Source organism: Limimaricola pyoseonensis, assembly GCF_900102015.1.
Taxonomy (GTDB): domain Bacteria; phylum Pseudomonadota; class Alphaproteobacteria; order Rhodobacterales; family Rhodobacteraceae; genus Limimaricola; species Limimaricola pyoseonensis.
Genome location: NZ_FNAT01000002.1, coordinates 747,573 through 762,880 on the forward strand (window position 1 = coordinate 747,573; position 15,308 = coordinate 762,880).

Annotated in this window: 11 protein-coding genes; 8 read left to right on the plus strand and 3 right to left on the minus strand. The window is 71.7% G+C overall.

Annotation, left to right across the window (positions count from 1 at the left end):
* The first annotated feature begins 123 nt into the window (after nucleotides 1-123).
* The 4 genes from BLT43_RS07430 to BLT43_RS07445 all read left to right on the plus strand — a co-directional run bounded on the left by BLT43_RS07430 (nucleotide 124) and on the right by BLT43_RS07445 (nucleotide 4,057).
* Nucleotides 124-390 carry a DUF2273 domain-containing protein gene (locus BLT43_RS07430; protein WP_090111452.1) on the plus strand — a complete coding sequence of 89 codons (267 nt, stop codon included), beginning with the start codon at nucleotides 124-126 and terminating at the stop codon, nucleotides 388-390.
* A gap of 154 nt (nucleotides 391-544) precedes the next feature.
* Entirely contained in the window at nucleotides 545-2,713 is a 2,169-nt protein-coding gene (locus BLT43_RS07435) for a malate synthase G (RefSeq protein ID WP_090111454.1), read from the plus strand.
* Nucleotides 2,713-3,141 (plus strand): GlcG/HbpS family heme-binding protein, encoded by a 429-nt coding sequence (locus BLT43_RS07440; protein ID WP_090111456.1) that lies wholly within the window; start codon nucleotides 2,713-2,715, stop codon nucleotides 3,139-3,141. Before BLT43_RS07435 ends, BLT43_RS07440 begins: the two co-directional genes overlap by 1 nt.
* 133 nt (nucleotides 3,142-3,274) lie before the next feature.
* Nucleotides 3,275-4,057: a gamma-glutamyl-gamma-aminobutyrate hydrolase family protein gene (locus BLT43_RS07445; protein ID WP_090111458.1), complete on the plus strand. Its 783-nt coding sequence runs from the start codon at nucleotides 3,275-3,277 to the stop codon at nucleotides 4,055-4,057.
* Nucleotides 4,058-4,112: 55 nt separating this feature from the next.
* Here the strand turns inward: BLT43_RS07445 and BLT43_RS07450 are convergent, their stop codons facing one another.
* From BLT43_RS07450 to BLT43_RS07460, 3 genes are all read right to left on the minus strand, one after another.
* On the minus strand, nucleotides 4,113-7,436 hold the full coding sequence (locus BLT43_RS07450) for an error-prone DNA polymerase (RefSeq protein ID WP_090111460.1): 3,324 nt from the start codon (nucleotides 7,434-7,436) through the stop codon (nucleotides 4,113-4,115).
* Between the two features lie 70 nt (nucleotides 7,437-7,506).
* Entirely contained in the window at nucleotides 7,507-9,330 is a 1,824-nt protein-coding gene (locus BLT43_RS07455; protein WP_090111462.1) for a Y-family DNA polymerase, read from the minus strand.
* A 261-nt stretch (nucleotides 9,331-9,591) separates the two neighbouring features.
* A complete protein-coding gene (locus BLT43_RS07460) occupies nucleotides 9,592-10,266 on the minus strand; it encodes a hypothetical protein (protein WP_423222118.1) in 675 nt (224 codons plus the stop codon).
* A 131-nt stretch (nucleotides 10,267-10,397) separates the two neighbouring features.
* On the opposite strand from BLT43_RS07460, the gene BLT43_RS07465 reads away from it, so the two are divergent.
* From BLT43_RS07465 to BLT43_RS07480, 4 genes are all read left to right on the plus strand, one after another.
* Nucleotides 10,398-11,705, plus strand: a complete 1,308-nt coding sequence (locus BLT43_RS07465; RefSeq protein ID WP_090111466.1) for a cytochrome-c peroxidase — start codon at nucleotides 10,398-10,400, stop codon at nucleotides 11,703-11,705.
* 7 nt (nucleotides 11,706-11,712) lie between these two features.
* The gene (locus BLT43_RS07470) at nucleotides 11,713-12,207 is read left to right on the plus strand and encodes a methyltransferase family protein (protein ID WP_423222119.1); all 495 of its coding nucleotides are present in this window, start codon (nucleotides 11,713-11,715) and stop codon (nucleotides 12,205-12,207) included.
* A 117-nt stretch (nucleotides 12,208-12,324) separates the two neighbouring features.
* On the plus strand, nucleotides 12,325-13,896 hold the full coding sequence (locus BLT43_RS07475; protein ID WP_090111470.1) for a Re/Si-specific NAD(P)(+) transhydrogenase subunit alpha: 1,572 nt from the start codon (nucleotides 12,325-12,327) through the stop codon (nucleotides 13,894-13,896).
* A 12-nt stretch (nucleotides 13,897-13,908) separates the two neighbouring features.
* Nucleotides 13,909-15,308 (plus strand): NAD(P)(+) transhydrogenase (Re/Si-specific) subunit beta (locus tag BLT43_RS07480; protein ID WP_090111472.1); only part of this gene is annotated, 1,400 nt, incomplete at its 3' end.

The following is a 15,308-nucleotide window of genomic DNA, read 5'->3' on the forward strand; positions in this document are numbered from 1 at the left end:
GCGGGCCTTTCGCTGAACCTTCCGGGCGGACCGGACGTTAGGGCCTCGACAGGGGGCCTTCAAGCGCGCCCCCGCCCGCGACCGCAGATGTCGGCGCGGCAACCCATTCGAGGGAGATAGCCCATGTCCGCCCCGCATACCGATGTCGAAAAACAGGAAAAACGCCACAAGGGCCCGCTGGTCGGCATCGCTCTGGTGGCCGTCTTCGGCGTCCTGCTGATCGTTCTGCTGACCTTCATCGGCTTCGGCCAGGGCAACGAGCCCGAGGCGGAGGCCACCGTGGAGGCCGTGCCCGGCGAGGAGGTCGAGACCGAGGATCCGGAAATCGTCGGCGCGCCCGAGCAGCTGGGCGACGAGACGCCCGGCCAGCCGGCCGTGGCGCCCGACTGACACAGCGCACGGGCCTCCGGGCCCGCATCGCGGCGAAACGGTGCAGGGGCGCGGTCCGGAGGGGTCGCGCCCCTGTACCGTTCTGCCCGACCGAGTTGCCGGCTCCCTCGCGATGGATTAGCCAATGTGCGACTGAATGCGAGGAGGAACGGCCATGGCCGAGAGGATCGACAAGCACGGGCTGCTTTGGGCCCCCGAACTGGTGGAGTTCGTCACGGACGAGGCGCTTCCGGGCACGGGCCTCGACGCGGAGGCGTTCTGGAAGGGCTTCGCCGCCCTCGAGCAGGAGTTCGGCCCGCGGATCCGCGAGGCGCTGGGCGCGCGCGCCAAGATGCAGGCCGAGATCGACGCCTGGCACCTGGAGCGCAAGGGCCAGCAGATCGACCCGGCCGAGTATCGCGGCTTTCTCGACAGCATCGGCTACATCGTGCCTGAGGGCGGCGATTTCGAGATCGGCACCGAGAACACCGACCCCGAGATCGCGACGACGCCCGGGCCGCAGCTGGTGGTGCCGATCACCAATGCCCGCTTCGCGCTGAACGCCGCCAACGCCCGCTGGGGCAGCCTCTACGACGCGCTCTACGGCACCGATGCGCTGGGCAGCCTGCCCGAGGGCAAGGGCTATGACGACGCGCGCGGCGCCGAGGTGATCGCCTGGGGCCGCAAGCATCTCGACGAGATCGCGCCGCTCGACGGTATCTCCTGGGCCGAGATCGAGCGTCTCGAGGTCAAGGGCGGCACGCTGGTGGCCTGCCGGGGCGACGCCGAGCACGGGCTGCAGGACCCCGAGCAGTTCGCGGGCTCCAGGACCGACGGCAAGGCGGACCTGCAGGTGCTGCTGCAGCAGAACGGCCTGCTGATCGAGATCGTGGTCGACCCGTCCAGCCAGATCGGCAAGTCGGACAAGGCCGGCATCTCCGATATCCGGCTCGAGAGCGCGGTCTCGACCATCATGGATTGCGAGGACTCGGTCGCCTGCGTCGACGCCGAGGACAAGGTTCTGGCCTATCGCAACTGGCTCGGCCTGATGAAGGGCTCGCTCGAGGCGACCTTCAAGAAGGGCGGCGAGGAGATGACCCGCCGCATGGCCGACGACCAGACGTTCACCGCGCCGGACGGGTCGAGCTTCACCGTCAAGGGCCGCTCGCTGATGCTGGTGCGCAATGTCGGCCACCTGATGACCAACCCGGCGATCATCGGCAAGGATGACGAGCACGAGATCTCGGAAGGGCTGATGGACGCGGCGATCACCGTTCTGATCGCCATGCACGACCTGAAGAAGACCGAAGGCCCGCGCAACTCGACCCACGGCTCGGTCTATGTCGTGAAGCCGAAGATGCACGGCCCCGACGAGGTGAAGCTCTCCGACGAGATGTTCTCGGCGGTCGAGAAGCTGCTGGGCCTGCCGCAATACACCGTCAAGCTCGGCATCATGGACGAGGAGCGCCGCACCTCGGTCAACCTCAAGGAATGCATCCGCGCCGCGAAGAACCGGGTGGCCTTCATCAACACCGGCTTCCTCGACCGCACCGGCGACGAGATCCACACCTCGATGGAAGCCGGCCCGATGATCCCCAAGGGCGAGATGAAATCCTCGGCCTGGATCCAGTCCTACGAGGATCGCAACGTCGATATCGGCCTGGCCTGCGGCCTGAAGGGCCGCGCCCAGATCGGCAAGGGCATGTGGGCCATGCCCGACCGGATGGCCGACATGCTGGAGGCCAAGATCGGCCACCCGAAATCGGGCGCGACCTGCGCCTGGGTGCCGTCGCCCACCGCCGCGACGCTGCACGCCACGCATTACCACCACGTGGACGTGATGGCCCGTCAGGACGAGATCGCCAAGGGCGGCGCCCGCGGCACGCTTCAAGACCTGCTGACCATCCCGCTGGCCACCGGCCGCAACTTCGACGCGGCCGAGGTCACGCGCGAGATCGAGAACAACGCGCAGGGCATCCTCGGCTACGTGGTGCGCTGGATCGACCAGGGCGTCGGCTGCTCCAAGGTGCCGGACATCAACGATGTCGGGCTGATGGAGGACCGCGCCACCTGCCGGATCTCGTCGCAGGCGCTGGCCAACTGGCTGCATCACGGCGTCGTCTCGGAAGACCAGGTGATGGCCGCCATGAAGAAGATGGCCGAGGTGGTCGACCGCCAGAACGAGGGCGATGCGTCCTACAAGCCGATGGCGCCGCATTTCGACGGCCTCGCCTTCCAGGCCGCCTGCGACCTCGTCTTCGAGGGCCGCAAGCAGCCCTCGGGCTACACCGAACCGGTGCTGCACCAGCGCCGCCTCGAACTGAAGAACCTGGAGAACGCCTGATGTCCAAGCTCAACATCGACGCCGCCCGCACCATCATCCGCGAGACGCTCGCCAAGGCGCATGACATGGGCCTCAAGCCGATGTCGGTGATCGTGCTCGACGCGGGCGGACACCCGCTCGCCTTCGAGCGCGAGGACGGGGCGAGCCCCGGCCGTTACGCCATCGCCGAGGGCAAGGCCTACGGCGCGGTGATGCTCGGGATGCCCGGCTCGGCGCAGATGGCGCGCGCCGAGGCGCAGCACTACTTCATGACGGCCGCCAACGGCGCCTTCGGCGGCAAGGTCGTCCCGGTGCCCGGCGGCGTGATCGTGCGCGGCGAGGACGGCACGGTTCTGGGCGCGGTCGGCGTGACCGGCGACACCTCGGACAACGACGCCGAGGCGGCGCTGGCCGGCATCGCGGCGGCGGGGCTCAAGGGCGACGCCTGATCGCGGGCCCCTGCGGGGGGCCTGTGCCGTCATGGACGGCGATTGTGCGCGCGGCCCGGGCTCCCCGGGCCGCGCGACGCTTTTCAGGCGGGGCGGTGGTGTATATCTCTGGTCGGAGGCAATCGGAGCGATCATGACCCGTCCCGTCATCGGAATCATCGGCAACAACCACGTCATCGACGGCCACTACGTCACCCATGGCGGCGGCGCGATGAACTCCTCGGCCATCTCGCAGGTCTCGGGCGGGCTGCCGCTGGTGATCCCGGCCGACCCCAAGCTGGTCTCTGTGAAGGAGCTTCTGGAGGCCTGCGACGGCTTCCTGCTGACCGGCGGCCGGCCCAACGTGCATCCCGACGAATACGGCGAGGAGGAGACGCCCGCGCATGGCGCCTTCGACCGCTCGCGCGATGCAATCACCCTGCCGCTGGTGCGCGCCTGTGTCGAGCGCGGCCAGCCCTTCTTCGGCATCTGCCGGGGGTTCCAGGAGGTGAACGTCGCGATGGGTGGCTCGCTCTACCCCGAGATCCGCGACCTGCCGGGGCGGACCAACCACCGCATGCCGCCCGACGGCACGCTCGAGGAGAAGTTCGCGCTGCGCCATGTCGTGACGCTGACCGAGGACGGGCCGTTCCACCGCCTGTTCGGCGCGCGCGAGGTGATGACCAACACGCTGCACGGGCAGGGGGTAAAGACGCCGGGCCGCCGCATCGTGATCGACGGCCACGCCCCCGACGGCACGCCCGAGGCGCTCTATGTCGAGGGTGCGCCGGGCTTCACCATGTCGGTGCAGTGGCATCCCGAGTGGAACGCCGGCGCCGACCCGGTGTCGCGGCCGCTGTTTGAGGCCTTCGGCGCGGCTGCGCGCGACTGGGCCGCGCGCAGACAGCCCGTGGCGCAGGCGCGGCGCAGCGCCTGAGGCCGCGCGCCCGGCCGTTCGCGCGTTCCGGGGCAGGTGAATGGCGCGGCGCGCCTCAGTGGAAATCCCGGCTCTTCGGCAGCAGCACCGCGTTGCGTGGGTGGCCGTTCGCGGGTGCGCCGGTGCCACGGGCCGAGCCCTGCACCGGGTTCTTCACCGCGTCGGCAGGACTGAGCGGCGGCACAAGCCCGCCCGGCGCCAGCCGGCTGAGCGCGTCCGAGCGGTCCTCCAGCCGCTCGGCCACGAAATGCACGATCTCCACGTCGCGCTGCACGTAGCCCTCGGCCACCAGCAGCCGCGCCTGCATCACCGTGCGGCGGTAGTGCTCCATCACCTTGGGCCAGACCACGAGGTTGGCCACGCCGGTCTCGTCCTCCAGCGTCACGAAGCACACCCCCTTGGCGCTGCCCGGCCGCTGGCGGATCAGCACCAGCCCGGCGATCTTCAGCCGCTGGCGCGGGCGCGCGCGGTTCAGATCGGCGGCGCTGGCATAGCCCTGCGCTTCGAGGCTGCGGCGCAGGAAGGCCATCGGGTGCGCCTTCAGCGACAGCCGCAGCGTCTGGTAGTCGGCCACCACCTGCTCGCAGACCGGCATGGCGGGCAGGGGCACCGGCACCTCCGCGCCTTCGTCGCGCGCCTCGCGGAACAGCGGCAGGTCGGGCGCGTCCTTCAGCGCGCGCGCCTCCCACAGCGCCTGCCGCCGGTCGAGGAACATCGAGCGCATCGCATCCGCCGCCGCCAGCCGCCGCACCGTCGCGGCACTCACCCCGGCGCAGGCCTTGAGATCCTCGGGGCTCTCGAAGGGCGCGTCGCGCGCCGCGGCGATCCGCGCCGCCGTCTCGGCCTGAAGCCCGGTCACCATCCGCAGCCCCAGCCGCACCGCGAAGCCGCCCGAGGAGAGGGGCTCGAGCGTGCAGTCCCACTCCGACAGGTTCACGTCGGGGGGGCGCACCTCGACGCCGTGCTCGCGCATGTCGCGCACGATCTGCGCCGGCGCGTAGAAGCCCATCGGCTGGCTGTTCAAGAGCGCCGCGCCGAAGGCGCCGGGAAAATGGCATTTCAGCCATGACGAGACGTAGACGAGATGCGCGAAGCTCGCGGCGTGGCTTTCGGGGAAGCCGTATTCGCCGAAGCCCTTGATCTGCTCGAAGCAGCGCCGCGCGAACTCCTCGGCGTAGCCGCGCGCCACCATGCGGCCGACCATCTTCTCCTGCAGCAGCTCGATCGTGCCGCGCGAGCGGAAGGTGGCCATGGCCTTCCTGAGCTCGTTCGCCTCGGCGGGCGAGAAGCGGGCGGCGTCGATCGCGATCTTCATCGCCTGCTCCTGAAAGATCGGCACGCCCAGCGTCCGGCCCAGGATCGACTTCAGCTCCTCGGGGTCGTGCGGCGCGCCGGGGCTCGGATACTCCACCGCCTCCTCGCCCGCGCGACGGCGGAGATAGGGGTGGACCATGTCGCCCTGGATCGGGCCGGGGCGGACGATGGCGACCTGGATGACGAGGTCGTAGAACGAGCGCGGCCGTAGCCGCGGCAGCATGTTCATCTGCGCCCGGCTCTCGACCTGGAACACGCCGAGGCTGTCGGCGCGGCATAGCATGTCGAAGACGCGCGGGTCCTCGCGCGGGACCGAGGCGAGATCCTCGCGCCGCCCCCAATGCGCGGCGACAAGGTCGAGGCACTTGCGGATGCAGGTCAGCATGCCGAGCGCGAGGATGTCGACCTTGAGGATGCCGAGCGCGTCGATGTCGTCCTTGTCCCACTCGATGAAGCTGCGATCGGCCATCGCGCCGTTGCCGATGGGCACGGTCTCGGTCAGGGGCCGCTCGGTCAGGATGAAGCCGCCGACATGCTGGCTCAGGTGCCGGGGCATGCCGACCATCTGCCCGGCGATCAGCAGCGCCTTGCGCAAGAGCGGGTCGCGCGGGTCGAGCCCGGCCTCGCGCACGTTCTGCTCCTCGATGCTCTTGCCCCAGCTGCCCCAGACCGTCTTGGCCAGCGCGCCGGTGACGTCCTCTGACAGCCCCATCACCTTGCCGACCTCGCGGATCGCGCTGCGGGGCCGGTAGTGGATCACCGTGGCGCAGAGCCCGGCGCGGTCGCGGCCATACTTGGCGTAGATGTGCTGGATTACCTCCTCGCGCCGCTCATGCTCGAAATCGACGTCGATGTCGGGCGGCTCGCGGCGCTCCTCCGAGATGAAGCGCTCGAACAGCAGCTGGTGCTGCGCCGGGTCGACGGTGGTGATGCCGAGCGCGAAGCAGACCGCCGAGTTCGCCGCCGAGCCGCGGCCCTGGCACAGGATCGGCGGGCGGGCCGTTTCGCGCGCGAAACATATGATGTCGTGGATCGTCAGAAAGTAGCGCGCGATGTCGAGCCGGCCGATCAGGTCGAGCTCCCTTTCCAGCACCTTGCGGGTGGCCGGGGGCGTGCCCTCGGGCCAGCGCGCCGCCGCGCCCGCCCATGTCAGTTTTTCCAGTTGCTCCTGCGGGGTGCGGCCCTCGGGCACCACCTCGCGCGGGTACTCGTAGGCCAGCTCCTCGAGGTCGAAGTGGCAGGTATCGGCGATCGCCCGCGTGGCGCGGATCGCCTGCGGCCACTCGGCGAAGAGGCGGCACATCTCGGCGGGCGATTTCAGGTGCCGCTCGGCATTGGGCAGCAGCAGGTCGCCCGCCTCGGCCAGCGTCACCCCCTCACGGATGCAGGTCATCACGTCCTGCAGTGGCCGGCGCTCGGGCGCGTGGTAGAGCACGTCGCCCGTGGCCATCAGCCCGAGCCCGGCCGCGCGCGCCATGCGGTCGAGCGCGTTGATCCGGGCGCGGTCGTGGCCGCGATACAGGAAGGCCGCCGCGACGTGGCGCAGGCCGGGCAGGCGGCGGGACAGGTAGGGCAGGGCGGCGGCGAGGCCGGCTATGTCCTCGGGCGGGACCAGCACCAGCTGCAGCCCCTCGGCATGGGCGGCGAGATCGTCGAGCGTCAGCTGGCAGACGCCTTTCCTCTGCCAGCCCCCGTCCGGGTCGCGCATCTTGCCCTTGGACAGGAGCCGCGACAGCCGGCCATAGGCGGCGCGGTCGGTCGGGTAGGCGAGGAAAACCTCGCCCGAGATCAGCGTCAGGCGGCAGCCGATCACCGGCCGGACGTTCACCTTTTTCGCCGCCACGTGCATCCGCACCACGCCCGCCAGCGTGTCGAGATCGGCCACGCCGAGCGCGTCGTAGCCGAGCTGCCATCCCCGCATGGCGAGGTCGATCGCGTCCGAGGCGCCGCGCAGGAAGGAAAAGCAGGTGGCGAGGCCCAGCTCGACGTAAGGCGCGGGCGGGTTCGGCGGGAAGTCCCCGTCCGATGGCACCTCGCGGCGCGGCGGTTTCTCGATCTCCGGCATCAGCTTGTCCCCGGTCTTTTGCAAAAGACCGGGTCGGAGCTTTGGAAAACTCCGACATTCGCGCGCCCGTTCATGCGAAGGCCCCGTGCAGGAACCAGCGCGGCTCGGCCCCGCGGCCGTCATGCAAAAGCCCCTCGCGATAGAGCCAGAAGCGCCGCCCGGTGTGATCCTCGATCCGGTAGTAGTCGCGCAGCCGCGTGCCGGGCCGGTCGCGCCACCATTCCGGTGCGATGCGCTCGGGCCCGGCGAAGCGGGCGACGCGCAGCCGCTGGCGGCGCCAGACGAACTGCGCCGGCGGGCCCTCGGGCACGGCATAGAGCACGCGGATCTCCTCGGGCGGCTCGAAGAGGCGCAGCGGCCGGTCGGGCCGCGCCGGGTACGGGCGGGACGGGACATGCAGAGCGGGGCGCCAGAGGGTCTGGCGCTCGGGGATGTGGCTCGGCGCGGGCCAGGGCCGGGTCAGGGCGTGGGCGCCGAAGCGCGCGGCGAGCCGGTCGATCAGCCGGGCGAGGTCGCCCTCGGCCTCGGCCGCGCCGTCGAGCCGGCGCTGGCGGGTGGGCAGCGCCTCGGCCACTAGCGCGGCGAGGGTGACGAGGTCGAAGCCGAAGCCGGGGTCGAGCCGGTCGAGCCGCCCGCCGAACAGCCGCACGAGGTGGGCGGGGTCGCGCGAGGGCTGCGAGGTCGCGGCCTGTGCCTGCGCCACCTCGCCATCGGTGCGGTAGAGCGTGAGCACCACGCGCCGCGCGCCGAAGCCCGCCGCCGAGAGGCCGGCGCAAAGCTCCTCGGCCAACGCCGGGATATGCGGCACCGGGTCGATCACCGGCTCGGGCAGCCGGGCCTGCACCGCGAAGCGCGGCGGGTCGTCGGGGCTGTCGACCGGCTCGGGCGTGCGGCCCGAAAGCTGGTCGAGCCGCAGGAGCGGGTCGGTCTCGGGTGGCCCGGCGCGGAAGCGGCGCGCCAGCGACAGCCGGGGCACCTCGGCCAGCGCGCCGATGGTCGAAAGGCCGAGCCGGTCGAGCGCCAGCACCGTGTCGGGTTCGAGCCGCAGCGCCGCGACGGGCAGGGGGCCGCAGGCCGCGAGCGGGTCGTCGCAGGCGGGATGGGCGGGGGCGAACCGCGCCAGCGCCCAAGCCGCGCCGCGGGTGGGCGCGATGGCGGCCCGGCCGGTGAGGCCGAGCGTGGCGAGGCGGGTCTCGATCTCATCGCGCATCGCGGCCTCGCCGCCCCAGAGGTGGTCCGAGCCGGTGATGTCCATGATCAGCCCGTCCGTGCCGTCCGTCGCGGTCCAGGGGCACCAGCGCCGGGCCCAGAGCATCAGCCGCCGCCGCGCCGCCGCGTCGCCGCGCGGATCGGCGAAGCGGGTGCGCAGTTCGGGGCAGAGCGCGCGCATGTCGACCACCCGCGCGCCGGGGGCGAGGCCCTGCATGGCGGCGGCGGCGTTCACCGCGTGGATCACCGGCCCGTGCGGGCCTTCCAGCGCCAGCGCCAGCGGCGCGTCCTCGGGCCAGGGCTCGCCCGCCCGCGCGGCGGCGGTCTGCCAGCGCTCGATGGCGAAGCGCGGCAGGTGCAGCGACAGGATGCGGCGGCGCGGCCGTTCGGTGGCGCCGTCACGCCCCTCCGCTCCGGCAAGGTCGGCCATGCGTCCCTGCCGCGCAGGGTCGCGCGGCGCATCCGGCCCGGCGCGCCAGCGCGGGATCCCGACGGGAGTGAAGGTCTCCTCCGCCTCGACCGCCGGACGGGCGGGCGCCGCCTGCGCCTCCGGCGCGGCTGCGGTCGCCGCGCGCAGCGCCTCGGCCGCGCGGGCGAGGCGGCGCGGATCGGCGGCGCGGGGCCGGGGTCCGGTCTTTCGGGGCGTGGGAAAGGCGAGGACGGGCAGCTTGTCCCCGCCCTTCATCGTCGTCGTCCGCTCTGTTCGGGGGCGCGATGCCCGGTGAGGCCACGCACCATGACGCCCCGGCCCGATGCCCGCGGCTCCCCCCAGGAGACCACGGGACCGGGCGCGCGCAGCGGCGGGGCGGCGGAAAGCGAAACATGTGGAACGTGAAGGGACGGCAAGGCGCCGGCGCCCGGCGCGCCGGACGGAAGGAAAACGCCCACCTCTTTCCCTTCACCTTGCCCCGGATGCGCCCGGCCCGGCATCGGCCGTCCGCGCGGCTCAGGCCGTGACGCGCAGCGCCTCGGCCTCGTCCATGCCGACGGCGTGGCCCAGGGCCAGCTCTCCGCTCTCGGGGTCATGCCCGGCCACCCAGCGCCCGGGCGCGCGCCAACGGGCGCGGAACAGCTCGGCGCTCCAGAGCGGTGCGCCCGGCGCCCGCGCGTCGTCCGGCTCGGCACGCGCGGGCAGCGAGGACAGCCGCCAGCGTTCGCGCGCGGCGCTGAGTTCGGGCGGCGCGGCGCGGCGGATCAGCCAGGCCGGGACGCCATGCGCCTCCGAGCGCAGCGCCAGCCGCTTGGTCGCGGTGAAGTCGAGCGCCGGGGCGCTGCCCCAGACCTCGCCGATCACCGCGCCGAGCCCGGCGCAGCCCAGACCCTGCTCCATCGCCCAGAGCACGTCGATCGGCCGCGAGACCTGCAGATGCAGCAGCTCGCAGCGCCCCAGCCCCGGCGGGAAGGGCCGGCCGCTTTCGCGCGCCGAGAGCCGGTCCTGCACCCAGAGCACCGGCCCGTCGCCCGGATCGAGATGCGCCAGAGCGAAGGCCGGGGCGGCGGCGTCCATCGCCGTCTCGGGAAAGATCTCGGACAGCGTCGGCTGGCGCAGCTCCGGCCTGCGGCGCGGCAGGGCGGAGGCCGGTTCCGGGGCAGGGCTTGAGGCCATCGGGGACCACGTCACGGGTTCTCTCTTGCAAATCAGTGTTCTTCTTTTGTTCTAGTCCGCGAACGGCGTTGCGTCAAATGCTGTATGCGGCGTTGCGACGCGTCGGCCGCCACGGCATTCTGACGGCCGGGAAGAGGGAGACGGCAATGCGGAAGGCAGCGATCGCCATGTTGGGCATGGCTCTCGCCGGAACGGCGCTGGCGCAGGAGCTGCCCGCGCCGCTCGACGACGCGGCCTTCCGGCCGGTGGACCGCGCCGCGGCCGAGCTGGGCCAGCTGCTGTTCTACGACCCGATCCTCTCGGGCAACCGCGAGGTCGCCTGCGCCACCTGCCACCACCCGGCCTTCGGCACGTCGGACGGGTTGTCGCTGCCCTTGGGCGACGGCGGCATCGGGCTGGGGCCCGCGCGCGTCGCCGACCCCGCCAACCCGCCCGAGCAGCGGGTGCCCCGCAATAGCCAGGCGCTGTGGAACCTCGGCGCGCGCGAATACGTCTCGATGTTCCATGACGGCCGGGTGGAGATCGACCCCGCAGCACCAGGCGGCATGCGCACGCCGCTCGACGCCGACATGGTCGCGGGCTTCGACACGATGCTCTCGGCGCAGACCATGTTCCCGGTGCTCAGCCCCGACGAGATGGCCGGGCATTACAGCGAGAACGAGGTCGCGCAGGCGGTGCGGCTGGGCATGCTGACCGGCCCGGGCGGCGCATGGGACCTGATCGCGCGGCGGGTGGCGGCCGAGCCCGGCTATGCCGAACGCTTCGCGGCGGTCTACGGGCTCGCCCCCGACGAGATCGGCTTTCCCGACATCTCCAACGCCGTCGCCGCCTTCATGGAGTTCGAGTTCCGCTCCGACACCAGCCCCTTCGACGCGCGGCTGCGCGACGGCACGCCGCTTGACGCGCAGGCCGAGGCGGGGCTGGCGCTGTTCTACGGCGAGGCGGGCTGCGCGGCCTGCCATTCCGGCCCGTTCCAGACCGATCACGGCTTCCACGCCATGGCCGCGCCGCAGATCGGGCCGGGCAAGGGCGCGCGCTTTGAGACCCATGCCCGCGACGAGGGCCGGTTCCGGGTGACCGGCGACCCGGCGGACCTGCACGCCTTCCGCACGCCGTCGCTGCGCAATGTCGAGCTGACCGCGCCCTACGGCCATGCCGGGGCGCATGCGACGCTCAAGGGGTTCGTCGCGCATCACGCCGACCCGGCCACGGGCTACGACCGGGCGCAGGCGGTGCTGCCCGATCTGCCGGTCGCCGACTGGCGCATCCTCGACGACCCGGCCGAGAGCGCGGCCATCGTCGAGGCCGGCGCGCGCGAGGCCGTGGCGCTGGGCGAAGGCGAGATCGCCGCGCTGGCGGCCTTCCTGCGCAGCCTGACCGACCCGGTGGCGCGCGAGGGCCGTCTGGGCGTGCCCGAGACGGTGCCGAGCGGCCTGACAGTGCCGATGCCCTGAGCGATCCTTGCGTGACAAGCCCGCGGCTTCGGCGCAGGGTGCCGCCATGTCGAAGGTCGAGATACCCCCCGCCTGGCTGGCGCTGTGCCTGGCCGCCGCCTGGATCGTCGCCTGGCTGGAGCCGACCGGGCTCGGCTTCGGCACGCTCGCCGGTCTTGCCTGGTGGGTGGGCCTCGCGCTGATCGTGGCGGGGGTCGGGCTGATGCTCTGGGCGGTGCGGCGGATGCTGCCGCGCGGCACGCCGGTCATGCCGCGCCGGACCCCCGAGGCGCTGGTCACGGACGGGCCGTTCCGCTTCTCGCGCAACCCGATCTATCTCGGCGACGCGCTGGTGCTGGCCGGGGCCGCGCTGATGCTCGACGCGCCGCTGGCGCTGCCGCTGGTGCCGCTCTTCGCATGGATCCTGACCCGGCGCTTCATCCGTGGCGAGGAGGCGGCGCTGCGCGCGCGGTTCCCGCAGGCCTTCGCCGAATGGTCGGCCCGCACCCGCCGCTGGCTTTGAGACCTGCACGCCACGCATGGGACGCATGGTCAATTTCGTCCGGTGATGACCTTGTGCAACATTCTGGCCCCCGATACTCCTTTCGCGACTGCAGAATGATCCAGAGGGAGATGACGCGTGAGGATCGGGGCACCGAAGGAACTCCATGAGGGCGAGTCGCGCGTGGCGATGACGCCGGCCTCGGCACGGGACTTGCAGAAGCTGGGGCATGACTGCCTGGTCGAGGCGGGGGCGGGCCTGGCGGCGGGGTTCACCGACGCGGCCTACGAGGCGGCCGGTGTCACCGTCGTGGCGGATGCCGCGACGCTCTGGGCCGAGGCGGAGATCGTCACCAAGGTGCGGCCGCCGCTGGAGGACGAGCTGGGCCGCCTGCGCGAGGGCCAGACGCTCATTTCCTTCTTCTACCCGGGCCAGAACGCCGAAGCGCTGGGCCGCGCCAGGGACGCCGGCGCCACGGTGATCGCGATGGACATGGTGCCGCGCATCTCCCGGGCGCAGAAGATGGACGCGCTGTCGTCGATGGCCAACATCGCCGGCTACCGCGCGGTGATCGAGGCGGGCAACAATTTCGGCCGCTTCTTCACCGGGCAGGTGACGGCCGCGGGCAAGGTGCCGCCCGCCCGCGTGCTGGTGATCGGCGCGGGCGTGGCGGGCCTCGCCGCGATCGGTACCGCGACCTCGCTCGGCGCGCAGGTGCAGGCCTTCGACGTGCGCCCCGAGGTGGCCGAGCAGATCGAGAGCATGGGCGCCGAGTTCGTCTTCCTCGACTTCGAGGACACGCAGGACAGCTCGGCGACGGGCGGCTACGCCGCGCCGTCTTCGCCTGAGTTCCGCGAAAAGCAGCTCGCCAAGTTCCGCGAGCTCGCGCCCGAGACCGACATCGTCATCACCACCGCGCTGATCCCGGGCCGCGACGCGCCGGTGCTGTGGACGAAGGACATGGTCGAGGCGATGAAGCCCGGCTCGGTGATCGTCGATCTCGCCGCCGAGCGCGGCGGCAATTGCGAGCTGACCGTGCCGGACGACAAGTTCGTCACCGAGGGCGGCGTCACCATCGTCGGCTACACCGACTTCCCCTCGCGCATGGCGGCGCAGTCCTCGACGCTCTACGCCACCAACATCCGCCACATGCTGGCTGATCTCACGCCGGGCAAGGACGGCGTCGTCGACCACGACATGGACGACGACGTGATCCGCGGCGCCACTGCCACCCATGCGGGCGAGATCACCTACCCGCCGCCCAAGCCCAGGACCGCGGCCATCGCCGCGGCGCCGAAGAAGGAGAAGCCGCGCGAGCTGACGGCCGAGGAAAAGCGCGGCCAGGAGGTCGCGGCCTTCCGCGCCCAGACCCGCAGCCAGGTGACGCTCTTGGCCGCCGGCGGCGCGGTGATGCTGCTTTTGGGCGCGGTGGCGCCGGCGAGCTTCATGAGCCACTTCATCGTCTTCGCGCTGGCCTGCTTCGTCGGCTTCCAGGTGATCTGGAACGTCAGCCACTCGCTGCACACGCCCTTGATGGCGGTCACCAACGCGATCTCGGGCATCGTCATCCTCGGCGCGCTCCTGCAGATCGGCTCGGGCAGTTTCCTCGTGGTGCTGCTTTCGTTCATCGCGGTGCTGATCGCCTCGATCAACATCGTCGGCGGCTTCCTGGTCACGCGCCGGATGCTCGCCATGTTCCGCAAGTCGTAAGGGGGCCGGATCGTGAGCATCGGCATCGTCTCGGCCGCCTATATCGTCGCGGCCATTCTCTTCATCCTGTCGCTGGGCGGCTTGTCGAACCAGGAAAGCGCCAAGCGCGCGGTCTGGTACGGCATCGCGGGCATGGCGGTGGCGGTCGCCGCCACCGTGTTCGGCCCCGGCGTGCACAACCTCTTCCTGATCCTGATCGCGGTGATCGCCGGCGGCTTCGCCGGCTGGGTCGTCGCCGGCCGGGTGCAGATGACCGAGATGCCGCAGCTGGTGGCGGCGCTGCACAGCTTCGTCGGTTTGGCCGCGGTGTTCATCGGGCTCAACGCCGACATCATGCTCGCCGACATCGAGGCGACGCTGGCCGGGCTCGGGCTCGACCGCGCGGCGCTGGCGCTCCTGGACCCCGACGAGCTTCAGGCCGCGGGCGGCGGCTTCTTCGGCGAGCTCACCGGCTTCGGCAAGAAGCTGGCGCTGAAGGACGCGGCCGAGATCGCGATCCTGAAGGCCGAGGTGGCCCTGGGCATCTTCATCGGCGCGGTCACCTTCACCGGCTCCGTGGTGGCCTTCGGCAAACTCGCCGGCCGGGTCGACGGCAAGCCGAAGAAGCTGCCCGGCGGCCACATGCTCAACGCCGCGGCACTGGCGCTCTGCGTGGCGCTGGGGCTTCTCTACCTCACCGGGGCCGGCATCTGGACCATGGTGCTGGTCACTGTCATCGCCGGCTTCATCGGCTGGCACCTGATCATGGGCATCGGCGGCGCCGACATGCCGGTGGTCGTCTCGATGCTGAACTCCTACTCGGGCTGGGCCGCCGCCGCGATCGGCTTCACGCTGGGCAACGACCTGCTGATCGTCACCGGCGCGCTGGTGGGCGCCTCGGGCGCGATCCTGTCCTACATCATGTGCAAGGCGATGAACCGCAAGTTCGTCTCGGTCATCCTCGGCGGCTTCGGCGGCAGCACGGGACCCGCGATGGAGGTCGAGGGCGAGCAGGTGGCGATCGACGCCGAGGGCGTGGCGCAGGCGCTCGACGAGGCCGAGAGCGTGGTGATCGTGCCGGGCTACGGCATGGCCGTGGCGCAGGCGCAGCAGTCGGTCTCCGAGCTGACCCGCCGGCTCAGGGCGCAGGGCAAGACCGTGCGCTTCGCGATCCACCCGGTGGCGGGGCGGCTGCCCGGCCACATGAACGTGCTGCTCGCGGAGGCGCGGGTGCCCTACGACATCGTGCTCGAGATGGACGAGATCAACGACGACTTCCCCACCACCGACGTCGCCATCGTCATCGGCTCGAACGACATCGTGAACCCCGCCGCGCAGGACGACCCGAACTCGCCCATCGCCGGCATGCCGGTGCTCGAGGTCTGGAAGGCCAAGCAGGTCTTCGTCTCCAAGCGCGGCCAGGGCACCGGCTA